Raw genomic sequence first — 12,957 nt, forward strand, 5'->3', positions numbered from 1 at the left:
CGAACGCGTGCACATCATGCAACTAGTCGGATTTGGGCTCTCAGCTACCATTCTAGCCACTGTGCTGCGTTCTTACGCTCCGCAGTTTGCCATGTTCGTAGCTCTTTTAGCGGGCATTTTGCTGTTTACGAGCGTGATTCAGAATATCTCGGTTGTCCTTGATATGCTACGTGGGTTGTCGAGTAGTGCGCATATCGATTCTGGTTTTTTTTCAACGGTTTTAAAAATTATTGGCATCGCTTATATCGTGGAGTTTGCTGGACAAGTTGCTCGAGACGCTGGAGAAGGTGCATTGGCTAGTAAAATTGAATTGGCTGGGAAAATAAGTATTGTCATTTTGGCTATCCCAATCGTCAATGATGTAGTTCAGTCGCTCATGCACCTGTTGCCACAGTGAACTATCCCAACCTCCCATCTCTATCGCATCCAGCTTGCCAGGCGAGGAGGTATTGTCCATGTCAGTGTCTTCTCTACGCCGAATATCACTGCTTGGCCTTTCTATCCTCATCTGTATTGGGTTGCAGGCTTTAGGTTACAAGGTCATGGCCGATCCGCTTACAGAGACTGCAGCGCAAACTATTCATCAAGCAGCTCTTGCCCAAATAGATAAATTGCCTACGGATAGTCTGGATCAATTTTGGCGGAATCTGATGAGCCAATATAACGGATATCTTCCTGATATCCGGGGAACATCGTTGCTTCGAGCTGTGTTTGACGGTGGATTTCATCCCAGCCATTTGCTGGCGGGACTGTCGAAATATTTCTTGGATGCTGTGCTCGATCACGCTCGACTGGTGGGTGGAATTCTTATTTTGGCGGTACTCGCTTCAGTATTAGAAACAATGCAGACAGCGTTTGAGCAGAAAGCGGTCAGCCAAATTGCCTATGCAGTGATCTTTTTGGTGCTTCTTGTCCTCGCCATCGGTTCATTTACTGAAGCAGTGGGTACAGCTAAACACGCGATAGAAACGATGGACCATTTCATGCTTGCAACTATTCCTTTGGCAGTAGCGTTGCTTGCAGCATCAGGTTCAGTAGCCACGGCTGCCTTTTTCCAGCCTATGATGCTTTTTGTTGTTCATTTGATAACGAATGTTGTTTTTTTTCTTATTTTTCCACTTATTTTCTTCAGCGCGATTCTGGATGTAACAAGTTCGTTGTCCACTCGTTATTCATTAACGCGATTAGCCGCTCTTCTACGTATGACTGGGTTAGCTATGCTCAGCCTTTGTATGACGACGTTTCTCGGGGTTGTGACGGTTCGTGGCATTGGCAAAGGGATTGTGGACGGCGTCACGCTACGAGCTGTGAAGTATTCGGTCGGGACTTTTGTTCCAGTCATTGGTAAAGCAGTGGCGGATGCCTCGGAAACCGTTCTTAGTGCCTCGCTTTTAGTCAAAAATGCTGTAGGAATGACAGGACTTTTACTGATCGCTTTGATTGCGATTTTCCCCGCACTCAAATTGCTTGCTATGGCTTTTATCTATAGCGGTAGTGCGGCCTTAATGCAACCGCTTGGCGAATCAGCTATTTTAGATTGTCTTGCGACATTGGCGAAGTCGTTGTTGCTTGTATTTGGATGTGTACTTGCAGTAGCCTTGATGTTCTTTTTGGCAATTTGTATCTTACTGGCATCAGCCAATGTGGCGGTGATGATGGCGTGACACTGCTTGGAGCCTGGCTGCGCAGTCTGGTTTCTATAGTTTTGTTGGCTGTTTTTACAGAACTTTTGTTACCAGAAGGATCCATGCATCGATATGTGCGCATGGTTTTCGGCTTGGCGATTATTGCTGCCATGCTGCAGCCGATAGTGCCTATGTTGCAGGGCCACTGGAGTCAGGATTTTGAACGCTCAGCCATTCGGTTATTGAGCGGATCGGATTCATCTTCAGAAAATACCGCGTGGACAACTCTGCAGACCCATGAAGTGAAAAATGAACTCTCTACACAGACTGAGGAAGATGCCAATCAACTTTTAGCTGGTGAATTACATCAAGCTATCCAATCTCATTTTCAAATAGATGATTTGCAAGTCGGGATCAGTGGGGCTACTGGTGGTCAACCGACGGTCAATATTGTTGGTTGGCCTCCTTCAATTTCTAAATCTGCCTTGAAAGCTTTTATTATCCATTGGATGGGTCAGCCGAATGTAACAATTCATTTTGCGGATTGAAGGAGCGGGGGAGAACATATGGATTTCAAGCCCATTCAAAATCAAAAGATTTTGCTGGCTATTGGTGCGTTGGGAGCCCTGCTGCTTGTGATGGGTAACTTTTGGCATCATCAGTCCAGCAACGCTGCGAATGCAACCGGGACAGCCGCTCAGTCAGCGAATGTAACGCAAAATCCACTACAACCAACTTCTTCGCAAAATAACAATCTGTTTACTGAAGAGCAACAGCTCGACAGTACTTTAACGAATATTTTGGGGCAAATTTCCGGGGTCTATGGTGTTCATGTCATGGTGAACCTTCAAGCTTCCGATCAAGTCCAGTTTGCAGAGAATACTCAATCCAGTTCTTCAACAACGCATCAAGGGCAAAGTGTCACGAGTACGCAAACCAAAAACGACCAGATTTTTACCACCCATAATAGCGATGGTTCGGAGACACCTGTTGAAGTGACGGAAAGTGCGCCTCAGGTTGAAGGTGTATTAGTTACCGTAGCAGCACAAGATTTTATTCTAGCAAAATCAGAAATCATTAACGCAATTACGAATGTGTTGGACGTGCCTGCATATAAGATAAGTGTGGAGCCTCAAAAGCTTGGCTAGTGATAAAATTGGGAGGTATGAATGAATGGTAAAAAGACAGACAGTATGGCTGTCCACAATGATGGTCCTATCCCTGATGTTGATTGGCTACTACACGATGAATAATCCAACAGAAACAACGAATGCCTCATCTCCTTCAGTGACAACTACTGTAGGAACACCTGATAGTGCAAGTTCATCCACCAGTCCTTCTCTCAATGCAAGCAGCAGTCAAAGCACTTCTGAGTCTAGCGTTGATTTCTTTGTGGCAACCCAGACCCAAGTAGATAAAAACATGTCTGAGACGTTGGACAATCTTCGCTCAGTCATAGCCAACAGCAACGCCTCTACAGAACAAATCGGATCTGCCGAAGACCAAATCAAACAGTTAATGGACCTAAAAGGACAGATGGCCAACGCGGTTGATGCCGTCGAAGGTGCAGGTTATAAAGAGTGTGTAGTGGTACCCGATGCAAATGATAAGTTTACCGTCTATGTATCAGCCAAGAAACTTTCTGCTGACGATGCGGTGCAAGTGATGAATCTGGTTGCTCAGCAACTTGGAGTGCCAATGACCAATATCATTGTGACTCCGCATGCGTAATCAGTTATTATGCAGTTATCTATCGTTCCAGTGGGTCAGAAAATTCCCGGAGTCATGGTTCCGGGAATTTTTTCTGTGCACAGGATTTAATATAGTCTTTCGCTAGTTGATGAGTCTGATAACAACCTTGTGCTATACTAGGAAAAGTGCACAATGAGGGATGAAGGAGTGAACGTTTGGGTGTTAAAAATTGGTGAAATCCGCGAGTTGATTCGACTCTTGGATGAGACAAGCATTCATGAACTTAAAATTGAAACAGATACAATGAAAGTGTTAATGAAGAAAGCGGATGCAACGACGGTAGCAGTTCCTGCAAGTGTAGAGAATAGTTCTACGCGATCGACCGTTGTATACGCAGAACCTAAAACACCAGAAAGCCAGCCAGTACCATCTGCTCCAGTTCCAGTTTCTCAATCAGATACCAAACCAACGCAAGAGAATGCTGGAGAACAGGAGGGTCATTTCATTCGTTCGCCAATGGTAGGTACTTTTTATAGAGCACCTGCGCCCGAATCTCCACCGTTTGTTGAAAAAGGGAGTAAGGTAGATCCTAAAACGGTTGTTTGTATTGTGGAAGCGATGAAACTCATGAATGAAATTGAAGCCGATGTAAAAGGTGAAATTATTGAAATATTAGCTGAGAATGGACAACTTGTAGAATATGGACAACCACTCTTTCGAGTACGTCTAGTCTAAGGGGTGGCGTGATGTTTAAGCGAGTGTTGATAGCCAATCGTGGAGAAATTGCAGTGCGCATCATCCGTGCATGTCAGGAATTGGGGATCGAGACAGTAGCCGTCTATTCTGAGGCTGATCGCAATGCAATGCATGTGATGCTCGCTGATGAAGCTTATTGCATTGGACCTGCACCTTCAAAATCGAGCTATTTACATATACCCAGTCTGATTTCTGTCGCTACATTGACGGGTGTCGACGCTATTCACCCGGGTTATGGATTTCTTTCTGAGAATAGCGATTTTGCCGAAGCTTGTGAGGCGTGTGGAATAACTTTTATAGGGCCAAGCGCGTCTGCTATCGAAGCGATGGGAGACAAATCGATTGCCAAAACGACTATGAAACGTGCTGGTGTACCCACTGTTCCGGGGAGCGACGGATTGATTCAAAGTGAAGAAGAAGCCATTGAGATTGCTAGACAAATTGGCTATCCAGTCATTATTAAAGCAACGGCTGGTGGTGGCGGTAAAGGAATTCGCATTGTAAAAGATGAAGCTTCTTTACGCCAAGCCGTGCTCACATCGCAGCGTGAAGCGGAAGCCAACTTTGGCAATGGTGGTATTTACCTGGAAAAGTATATAGAACGGATGCGTCATGTGGAAATTCAAATTATGGCGGATCGACATGGGAATGTCATTCATTTGGGTGAACGAGATTGTTCTGTGCAGCGCCGATTGCAAAAATTGGTAGAAGAAGCACCTTGTCCCGTACTTACAGAAGAGAAACGAGAAGCGATGGGGAAAGCTGCTGTAGCGGCTGCTAAAGCGGTTCAATATGTAGGTGCTGGTACCATAGAATTTATTTATGCCGACAATGGTGAATTCTATTTCATGGAAATGAACACGCGGATTCAAGTAGAGCACCCTGTTACAGAATGGGTTACAGGGGTCGATCTCGTTCGTGAAATGATTTTGGCGGCAGCAGGAGAGCCGCTGAGTGTCAAACAAGAAGACATTCAATTAAAAGGTCATGCGATTGAATGTCGGATTAACGCAGAAGATGCATATCGTAATTTTATGCCTTCTCCTGGAACGATAACAGAGTACTGGCCGCCTGGTAGTATTGGTGTTCGAGTTGACAGTGCGGTGTATCCGGGTATACGGTACCCCCTAATTATGATTCAATGATTGCTAAATTGATTGTCTGGGCGCCTACTCGTGAACAAGCGATTATGCGTATGCGAAGAGCTCTTTCGGAATATCGCATTGAAGGTATCAAGACGACTTTACCTTTCCATGCAGCACTTATGGAAAATGAAAAATTTGTGCAAGGTGATGTAACCACAAGGTTTTTGGAAGAAAACGACATTCTTCCGAAACCGATGGATTGAAGAAAGATGACAATCTCTCTTTTCCGCATTCATCATCATAATGGGTAATAGGGTTGAAAATCCTGCTTTTCAATGATGAGTGACTTCGGTAGAATGGGCATAAGTTATATGAGGCTCGTCATACAATCTAGGCGAACTGACGAAGGGGGAGTGGCGAGAATGCAAGATATGAGTTATTCAGCGTCAGAACTTGGGAAAATTCAAATTGCGGATGAGGTATTGCAGATTATAGCTGGATTGGCAGCGAGTGAAGTTCCGGGTGTTGCAGGCATGAGCGGCTCGTTTGCAGGTGGATTGACGGAGTCGTTGCTTGGTCGGAAAAATTTGAGTAAAGGTGTAAAAGTACAGTTTTTACAGGAAGATAGAGCATGTGCTATAGACGTTTCGGTTGCGCTACAATTTGGAGTTAGTATTCCTGATGTAAGCTATCAAGTTCAGGAGCGAGTTAAGCAAGCGGTAGAAAGTATGACGGGCTTACAAGTAGAGTCAGTGCACGTCCATGTTGTGGGTGTGGTTTTCCCGAACGATAAAGAACGCGAAGGGGAAAACGCGGCGACAAATGAGAAACGTGCTTTGCGTAGCATGTAATTCAGTCATGCGGCTCAACGGGGGGATACTGTGAGTATTTTGGATAGAATCTTGCTGGTATTATTGTCGATCGGTTCGGCATTGGCAGCAATCGCCATCGGTGTATATGTCTTAGGATATGGTATGGGAGCAAACGGTTGGTTTTCGTTGGCCACTTTGTACCCGGCGGATATCTATATCATTGTTGCCGCAGTTCTCCTCTTGTTGCTTGCCATACGCTTTTTATTCTACAAGACTCTTCATACGACGCAAGAATATCTTGAATTGTCTGGTCAGCATGGGATTATTCGCATATCTTATGAAACTATTGAACAGTTGGCCAATCGGACGGGCAAATCTATCCGTGGCGTGCAAGAGTTTGAAACACGTGTGCGTCAAACAGGAGATGGCGTAGCGCTTTTTACACGCGTTAAAGCGTTGCCAGACACAGAATTGCAGACACTGTCCGAACAAATTCAGTTGGCAGTCAAAGAGTATGTAGAGCGTATAGCGGGCGTCCATGTTGCCAATGTAGGAGTTAACGTTGTCCATATTGCTGGACAAGGTGTCAAAGGTGCGAAAGCGTGGGTGGAGTGAGCCATGCCCGTATGGAAACAGTGGCTAATTAAAATTTGGACAATGCAGCGTAGATGGCTAGGTTTTTGGGCTGGCTGTCTATTGTGGTTTCTTTGGATGATTTTTGGTTTTTGGTCTATGATACTGTTGCTCGTGTTAGCAGCATTAGGTTTTGCGGTGGGGCGTATTCTGGAAGAGCGGCAATCATGGAGGAAGATTTTAGATAAGCTACTATCGGATCGTTATATGGAGTGAAGACGTTGACTAGACATGAAGCGCGAGTCATTGCTTTACAGTCTTTGTATCAAATTGAAATTGGCCAGGCGCAAACCATGCAGGCAATAGCTTATGCGGTTGGCGAGACAAAAGTGTCAGATGAAGAAATGCAATTTATTCAACAATTAGTGTTTGGGGTCGTCAATCATCAACAAGAATTGGACGAGTTGTTGGTGCGCTCCTTGGAAAATTGGTCTCTAGACCGAGTGGGTAAGGTTGAATTATGTATTCTTCGTCTCTCAGGATACGAATTGGTGTTTGACAATACTACAGAAGTTCGCATTGTCATCAATGAGGCGGTCGAACTGGGAAAAGAATTTGGTGCAGAAAACTCCGGTAAGTTTATTAACGGTGTGTTGGCAAAACTCGTACCAGCTGCCGAGGCGATGCGCAGTTGAACGAAGCTTGGTACCTTGGGATTGACACGAGTAACTATACAACTTCCATATTGGCTCTGTCCGAAGCGGGTGAAATTTTAGCGGAAAGTCGCAAGATTCTTCCAGTGGAATCGGGCAAGGTAGGTCTGCGCCAAAGTGAGGCGCATTTTCATCATCTGCAGCAATTTCCTACTTTATTTCAGCATCTTACCTATCAACTCAGTTCATCAGTGTCTCTTTCGGCATGTCGTGGTATTGGTGTTTCTATACGACCGCGTCCATTGGCTGTCTCTTATATGCCGGTTTTTCAAGCGGGCTGGTCGATTGCCTGCACTCTAGCTGCTGCTTGGGGGAATCTTCCGGTTGTTAGAACTTCCCATCAAGAGAATCATCTTGCCGCAGCTGAGTATTTTATTTCTAGAAAATCTAATGACTCGCCTTATATTGCCGTACATTTATCTGGTGGGACATCAGATGTTCTTCTGGTCAAAAAAAATCGATTTGGCTACCGGATTGAAACTCTGGGGGAAGGTGCAGATTTGCATGCAGGGCAATATGTCGATCGCGTTGGCACAGCTATGGGTCTACCTTTTCCCGCTGGCCCTCATATAGAAGCGCTGGCTAAGTCTTCTGCTTTGTCCAATGAAAACTCTCTTTTTTCTATACCCTCTTCTGTTCGTGGATCAAGTATGAGTTTTTCTGGTCCGTGTGCGGCAGCTTTGCGAGCTCTTGACAACGGTGTGGAGACAGGGATAGTAGCACGTGCTGTCGAATTGTCGATAGCCAATGCGGTCATTAAAGCAGTCAGTCACGGCATACAACTTCATCCTGAAGTGGAAGAGGTTGTTATAGCGGGAGGGGTTGCTGCCAATCAAACCATTCGACAGCGTATCGAGTATCGTCTTAACAAACAGTTTAAAAACTTTCATGTGTATTATGCGCCTGTATCGTATAGCTCTGATAACGCACTTGGTACAGCAATGATTGCCAGGAATTTTATACAAAAGAGATAATCCGTCTTTCCGTCATATTTATAAAGACCTGTATTGGATGCGTGGAGGGAATCGAATGAATCATTCACTGGAAGGAAATCAAGAAATTACGGATATTCTGATTGTAGGTGGCGGCCCAACTGGTTTGTTTGCAGCCTTTTACTGTGGCATGAGGGAGGCTACCTGCAAAATTATCGATAGTTTGCCGGAACTGGGGGGTCAATTAGCCACTCTTTATCCTGAAAAATATATCTATGATGTTCCCGGTTTTCCAAAAGTATTGGCCAGAGATCTTGTTAATCAATTAAAAGAACAAGCGTTACAATTTCAACCGGGTATCCATTTGGATGAACGAGTAGAAGATTTAACAAAAAATGAAGATGGTGTCTTTGAACTTAAAACGAATAAAACTGTGCACCTGGGTAAAGCTGTTATTCTTTGCGCAGGCATAGGTGCATTTACACCGCGTCCGTTACCCGGTGAACGGGCGCAAGTGTTTGAAGGGAAAGGTGTGTATTATTACATCGATCACCTGGAACGATTCCGTGAGCAAACTGTACTGGTAGTTGGCGGTGGAGACACAGCGCTCGATTTTGCTCTCATGCTGGAAGGCGTAGCGAAAAAAGTCTATTTAATTCATCGACGTGGAGAATTTCGTGCCCACGAAGAGAGTGTCAAACAGTTACAGGCATCTGGAATAGAAGTGATGACTTTTTGTGAACTGTCTGCTCTCTATGGATTGGAACGTCTGGAACGTGTTGATGTTGTGAATAATCAATCCAAACAGATTTATCAATTAGAAGTCGATGCTGTAGTCAGTGGTTTGGGATTTTCTGCATCATTGGGACCTATTGCCAATTGGGGATTGGACATTGAAAAGAACGAGATCAGAGTAAATACAAAAATGGAGACGAATATACCCGGTGTTTACGCGGCTGGCGATATTGTTACTTACCCAGGTAAAGTCAAGTTGATTGCCACCGGATTTGGCGAGGCGCCAACAGCGGTCAACAATGCTAAGACTTATATTGATCCAAAATCAAAACTAAGCCCGGGACACAGCAGTAATCGTAAAGAATAGTGTTTCTCTGGTTTGAAAGGTGGCTCTTATGGCAATTATCCTGGATGGCAAGACGATAGCGAAGAAACTGGAAGCTGAATTAGCAGCATATTCCCGAATCCGTGAAATCCGTTTAGATGTCATTTTAGTAGGTGACAACTTAGCTTCGGCAACCTATGTTAGAAATAAACATCGAGCGGCAGAACGTGTTGGTATGCAGAGTGTTATCCATACTTTGCCTGTGCACACAAAATCTGAAGAAATTGAGCAACTGATTGAAGAGTTAAACAGTAATGAGGAAGTGGATGGGATATTGCTGCAATTGCCACTTCCTGAGCAGTTGAATAGTGAAAAGTTACTGGATAGTATTCATCCAATGAAAGATGTGGATGTGTTTCATCCGGAAAATGCTGGACTAGCCTATCTGGGTCGACCGCGCATCTGGCCATGTACTCCATCGGGCATCCTGCGACTCTTGCATGAATATGAAATTGACATTGTCGGTAAACATGCCGTTGTGGTTGGTAGAAGCAATATTGTGGGTAAACCTATGGCTGCTCTTCTGCAACATGCGAATGCCACTGTGACTGTGTGTCATCGTATGACGAAAAGGTTGCAAGATTTCACACGGCAGGCAGATATTCTCGTTGTAGCTGCTGGTTCTCCCGGTTTGATAGGTAAGGACGATATTAAACCTGGCGCTGTTGTGATTGATGTTGGCAGTGAGTTTGTCAACGGGAAATTGACAGGAGATGTAAGGTTTGCTGAAGTTGAGCCCATAGCCTCTGCGATTACGCCAGTTCCTGGTGGTGTAGGTCCGTTAACCATTGCCTCACTTTTGTCCAATACGGTGCGCCTGGCTTCGTTGCGAAGAGGGTGGGCGAATTGAGTCAACAGGTGGCACAATCTATTTTGACGGTTGCTCAATTAAACCGCTTCATTAAATTCCAAATAGAATCGGATCCTAAATTTAAATCGTGTTTGGTTTCAGGTGAGATTTCTAATTTTAAATATCATACCAGCGGTCATATGTATTTTACTTTAAAAGATGAAACAAGTCGTATTCGGGCTGTAATGTTTCAGGGAAGAAATCGCTTTTTGAAATTTCGCCCAGAAGATGGGATGAAAGTAATATGTCAGGGCAGTGTAGGAGTATTTGAACGAGATGGACAATATCAACTCTATATAGATACGATGCAACCGGATGGATTGGGAGATTTGTATATCGCCTTTGAACAACTTCGTGATCGGTTGCAGAGCGAAGGTTTGTTTGCTGAAGGTCGAAAAAAATCTCTTCCTTCGTATCCGAAACGAATTGGTGTGGTCACTTCTCCTACCGGTGCGGTAATTCGAGATATTTGTACAACTATACAGAGGCGTTTTCCTTTAGCTCAAGTTATTCTATCGCCTGCTTTGGTACAAGGCCCAGAAGCTGCTCCTACACTTGTTTCTGCTCTTTCTCGACTGGAAACTATGAATCCAGCCGTAGATGTCATAATTATCGGCCGTGGTGGAGGTTCTCTGGAAGAACTGTGGCCTTTTAATGAAGAAAGCGTTGTTCGAGCGGTAGCCAATTGTCCTATACCTATTATTTCTGCTGTGGGACATGAAACTGATGTCACGCTCTGCGACTTTGCCGCAGACATTCGTGCGGCTACACCAACAGCTGCCGCTGAATTGGCCGTACCTGATAAACAGGAGTTGCAAGAATGGCTTGATGAAGTTTTGTTCCGATCGCGACAAATTGTCAGACGTAAAGTGGTGGATTCTCGTCGTACCCTGTTGCAATTAGCTACACGTCCAGTATTATCACGTCCAGAGAGTCTGGTTGACCGAAGACGTCAAGCTGTAGACTATCTTGAAAATCTTCTTTCTCGAAATATATCTCGTCCCTTACAACGGGCAGACAAGCAATGGCAGATTTTGCGTGATCGCTTGCAAAAGGTAATGCCCCAAAAGAGGATTGCAGATGAAAAAACAGAATTGTTGCATTTGGAACAAAAAGTGGGTCAATTAGCAGAAAGAAAATTACACCGTTTGAATATAGAAATTGAAAGATTAACCTCTTCCTTAGTTGCTTTAAATCCAATGGCTGTTCTTCAAAGAGGTTATTCTATTCTGAGACGAGAGGATGGCAAGGTCATTACCAAAAAAGATGATTTGCCAATCGGAAGTTACGCTCAGGTGCAATTGGCGGATGGGAGTATTAGGGTTCGTAGAGAGGATGACTGGGTAGATGAACAAATCAGACTTGACATTTGAGTCAGCTATGAAGCAACTCGAAGAAACCGTTAGGCATTTGGAATCAGGAGAATTGTCCTTGGCAGATTCCATTCAGCGTTATAAGGACGCAATGGATTTGGTCAAGTATTGCCGTGAACAATTGAATGAAGCTGAATTTCAAATTGAACAATTAAATCCTTCCGGTGAAGCAGCGAATTCTGAAGATTAGAGGGATGGTCGTGACCCAAGGTTGGGTGAATACTTGGATTGAAGCCATACAAATACACTTGCAAAGAATAGTTCCCGATTCATCTCATGTGCTGCATCATTCCATGCGTTATAGTCTACTTGCGGATGGGAAACGCATTCGGCCCTTGCTTGCTCTTGCCACTGGCAGGGCATTTGGCGTCGCAGAAGAAAAAATGCTTGACGCTGCTTGTGCATTAGAGTGTATTCATGCGTATTCATTAATTCATGATGATTTGCCATGTATGGATAATGACGATTTACGCCGTGGAAAACCTACGAATCACAAGGTTTTTGGTGATGCTATGGCGCTTTTGGCTGGCGATGCGCTACAAACTGCAGCATTTTCTTGTATCAGTCGTTCTACAAGTTTTTCTGCCGAAATTCGTATACGCATGATCTCGCTTTTAGCTGAAGCGGCTGGCCATCAAGGCATGGTACTTGGACAAGCAGCTGATATGGAAGCTGAGCAGCAGCTTGGCGAAATGACAATGGAAAAGTTGCGTTTTATTCATACTAATAAAACTGGTAAATTGTTGCAAGCTGCGATTGAAATGGGAGCCATTGCCGCTGAAGTCTCTGATTCTCAATATCATTCTTTACATCATTTTGCTTGCCATTTAGGGTTGGTTTTTCAAATGGTAGACGATTGGTTAGATGTTGTTGGGGATACTGCCGTTATGGGAAAAATGGCAGGAAGTGACCAAGAACATGGCAAATTGACCTATCCTGCGCTGATTGGCATTGAAGCAACCAAACAGGCGATAGAAACTGAAGAACAGCTTGCTCTTCAATCGTTACATGCAATAGATGCTGATACTTCTTTACTTGAGAATTTGCTGTTTTTAGTCACACGAAGGAATCGATAGTTTCACTGAATTCTATAATGCGAGTAATGATTATTATATTATCCAGGAACAGGATATCTGTGATGTTCTATGATTGCATTGCCAATTGCCCACTGAATTGGTGAGGAATTAAAAAAAACAAAAGATACTACAAAAACTGTGGTATACTAATCACACGAACGGGTGGCGCAGTATTCTAGTCAACCGCCCACTCTTGAAGACGGGGCTAAAAATCCGTCAAAGGGCACATCGATGAAGTTCCTGGTGTTGGCTTGAGGCGCCCAGCCTTGGGCTGATGCTGGGAGTTAAGAAAGTTGGGAGACCCGCAATGGCATGCGGACGTTAGCCCAGCTTTCGCGGAGGCCTAAGTG

Annotated in this window: 16 protein-coding genes and 1 pseudogene; all 17 read left to right on the top strand. The window is 44.4% G+C overall.

The window, feature by feature from the left end:
* Positions 1-16: 16 nt before the first annotated feature.
* The 17 genes and pseudogenes from spoIIIAD to FY534_RS05950 all read left to right on the top strand — a co-directional run bounded on the left by spoIIIAD (position 17) and on the right by FY534_RS05950 (position 12,607).
* On the top strand, positions 17-397 hold the full coding sequence (spoIIIAD, locus tag FY534_RS05870; RefSeq protein ID WP_238413731.1) for a stage III sporulation protein AD: 381 nt from the start codon (positions 17-19) through the stop codon (positions 395-397).
* A gap of 58 nt (positions 398-455) precedes the next feature.
* Positions 456-1,664: a stage III sporulation protein AE gene (spoIIIAE, locus tag FY534_RS05875; protein ID WP_203115418.1), complete on the top strand. Its 1,209-nt coding sequence runs from the start codon at positions 456-458 to the stop codon at positions 1,662-1,664.
* Entirely contained in the window at positions 1,661-2,173 is a 513-nt protein-coding gene (spoIIIAF, locus tag FY534_RS05880; RefSeq protein ID WP_072874180.1) for a stage III sporulation protein AF, read from the top strand. Before spoIIIAE ends, spoIIIAF begins: the two co-directional genes overlap by 4 nt.
* An 18-nt stretch (positions 2,174-2,191) precedes the next feature.
* Positions 2,192-2,773 carry a hypothetical protein gene (locus FY534_RS05885; RefSeq protein ID WP_203115419.1) on the top strand — a complete coding sequence of 194 codons (582 nt, stop codon included), beginning with the start codon at positions 2,192-2,194 and terminating at the stop codon, positions 2,771-2,773.
* Between the two features lie 25 nt (positions 2,774-2,798).
* Positions 2,799-3,356 (top strand): SpoIIIAH-like family protein, encoded by a 558-nt coding sequence (locus FY534_RS05890; protein ID WP_072874182.1) that lies wholly within the window; start codon positions 2,799-2,801, stop codon positions 3,354-3,356.
* Between the two features lie 168 nt (positions 3,357-3,524).
* Complete coding sequence (gene accB / locus FY534_RS05895; protein ID WP_238413690.1) at positions 3,525-4,052, top strand: acetyl-CoA carboxylase biotin carboxyl carrier protein; 528 nt, start codon at positions 3,525-3,527, stop codon at positions 4,050-4,052.
* An 11-nt stretch (positions 4,053-4,063) separates the two neighbouring features.
* Positions 4,064-5,421: pseudogene (accC, locus tag FY534_RS05900) on the top strand (acetyl-CoA carboxylase biotin carboxylase subunit).
* A gap of 159 nt (positions 5,422-5,580) precedes the next feature.
* A complete protein-coding gene (locus tag FY534_RS05905; protein ID WP_072874185.1) occupies positions 5,581-6,009 on the top strand; it encodes an Asp23/Gls24 family envelope stress response protein in 429 nt (142 codons plus the stop codon).
* Between the two features lie 30 nt (positions 6,010-6,039).
* Positions 6,040-6,585 (top strand): alkaline shock response membrane anchor protein AmaP, encoded by a 546-nt coding sequence (amaP, locus tag FY534_RS05910; RefSeq protein ID WP_072874186.1) that lies wholly within the window; start codon positions 6,040-6,042, stop codon positions 6,583-6,585.
* A gap of 3 nt (positions 6,586-6,588) precedes the next feature.
* Positions 6,589-6,819 (top strand): DUF2273 domain-containing protein, encoded by a 231-nt coding sequence (locus FY534_RS05915; protein WP_072874187.1) that lies wholly within the window; start codon positions 6,589-6,591, stop codon positions 6,817-6,819.
* A 5-nt stretch (positions 6,820-6,824) separates the two neighbouring features.
* The gene (gene nusB, locus FY534_RS05920; protein ID WP_072874188.1) at positions 6,825-7,238 is read left to right on the top strand and encodes a transcription antitermination factor NusB; all 414 of its coding nucleotides are present in this window, start codon (positions 6,825-6,827) and stop codon (positions 7,236-7,238) included.
* Positions 7,235-8,230, top strand: coding sequence for a Kae1-like domain-containing protein (locus FY534_RS05925; protein WP_203115420.1), 996 nt, complete (start codon positions 7,235-7,237; stop codon positions 8,228-8,230). The genes nusB and FY534_RS05925 overlap by 4 nt, the downstream gene beginning before the upstream one ends.
* Positions 8,231-8,285: 55 nt before the next feature.
* Positions 8,286-9,290: an NAD(P)/FAD-dependent oxidoreductase gene (locus tag FY534_RS05930; RefSeq protein ID WP_203115421.1), complete on the top strand. Its 1,005-nt coding sequence runs from the start codon at positions 8,286-8,288 to the stop codon at positions 9,288-9,290.
* A 28-nt stretch (positions 9,291-9,318) separates the two neighbouring features.
* The gene (locus FY534_RS05935) at positions 9,319-10,158 is read left to right on the top strand and encodes a bifunctional 5,10-methylenetetrahydrofolate dehydrogenase/5,10-methenyltetrahydrofolate cyclohydrolase (protein ID WP_203115422.1); all 840 of its coding nucleotides are present in this window, start codon (positions 9,319-9,321) and stop codon (positions 10,156-10,158) included.
* Positions 10,155-11,531, top strand: coding sequence for an exodeoxyribonuclease VII large subunit (gene xseA, locus FY534_RS05940; protein ID WP_238413691.1), 1,377 nt, complete (start codon positions 10,155-10,157; stop codon positions 11,529-11,531). Before FY534_RS05935 ends, xseA begins: the two co-directional genes overlap by 4 nt.
* A complete protein-coding gene (gene xseB / locus FY534_RS05945; RefSeq protein ID WP_072874193.1) occupies positions 11,506-11,721 on the top strand; it encodes an exodeoxyribonuclease VII small subunit in 216 nt (71 codons plus the stop codon). Before xseA ends, xseB begins: the two co-directional genes overlap by 26 nt.
* Before the next feature lie 10 nt (positions 11,722-11,731).
* Positions 11,732-12,607, top strand: a complete 876-nt coding sequence (locus FY534_RS05950; protein WP_203115424.1) for a polyprenyl synthetase family protein — start codon at positions 11,732-11,734, stop codon at positions 12,605-12,607.
* Positions 12,608-12,957 lie beyond the last annotated feature (350 nt).

Origin of the sequence: Alicyclobacillus sp. TC (assembly GCF_016804365.1) — a bacterium.
In the GTDB taxonomy this organism is placed as follows: domain Bacteria; phylum Bacillota; class Bacilli; order Alicyclobacillales; family Alicyclobacillaceae; genus Alicyclobacillus_I; species Alicyclobacillus_I tolerans.

Coding starts and splice junctions, on each gene's coding strand:
- spoIIIAD (WP_238413731.1), top strand. CDS start 17: ATGCAACTAGTCGGATTTGGGCTCTCAGCTACCATTCTAGCCACTGTG.
- FY534_RS05885 (WP_203115419.1), top strand. CDS start 2,192: ATGGATTTCAAGCCCATTCAAAATCAAAAGATTTTGCTGGCTATTGGT.
- spoIIIAE (WP_203115418.1), top strand. CDS start 456: ATGTCAGTGTCTTCTCTACGCCGAATATCACTGCTTGGCCTTTCTATC.
- FY534_RS05890 (WP_072874182.1), top strand. CDS start 2,799: ATGGTAAAAAGACAGACAGTATGGCTGTCCACAATGATGGTCCTATCC.
- FY534_RS05935 (WP_203115422.1), top strand. CDS start 9,319: ATGGCAATTATCCTGGATGGCAAGACGATAGCGAAGAAACTGGAAGCT.
- FY534_RS05915 (WP_072874187.1), top strand. CDS start 6,589: ATGCCCGTATGGAAACAGTGGCTAATTAAAATTTGGACAATGCAGCGT.
- xseB (WP_072874193.1), top strand. CDS start 11,506: ATGAACAAATCAGACTTGACATTTGAGTCAGCTATGAAGCAACTCGAA.
- FY534_RS05905 (WP_072874185.1), top strand. CDS start 5,581: ATGCAAGATATGAGTTATTCAGCGTCAGAACTTGGGAAAATTCAAATT.
- FY534_RS05930 (WP_203115421.1), top strand. CDS start 8,286: ATGAATCATTCACTGGAAGGAAATCAAGAAATTACGGATATTCTGATT.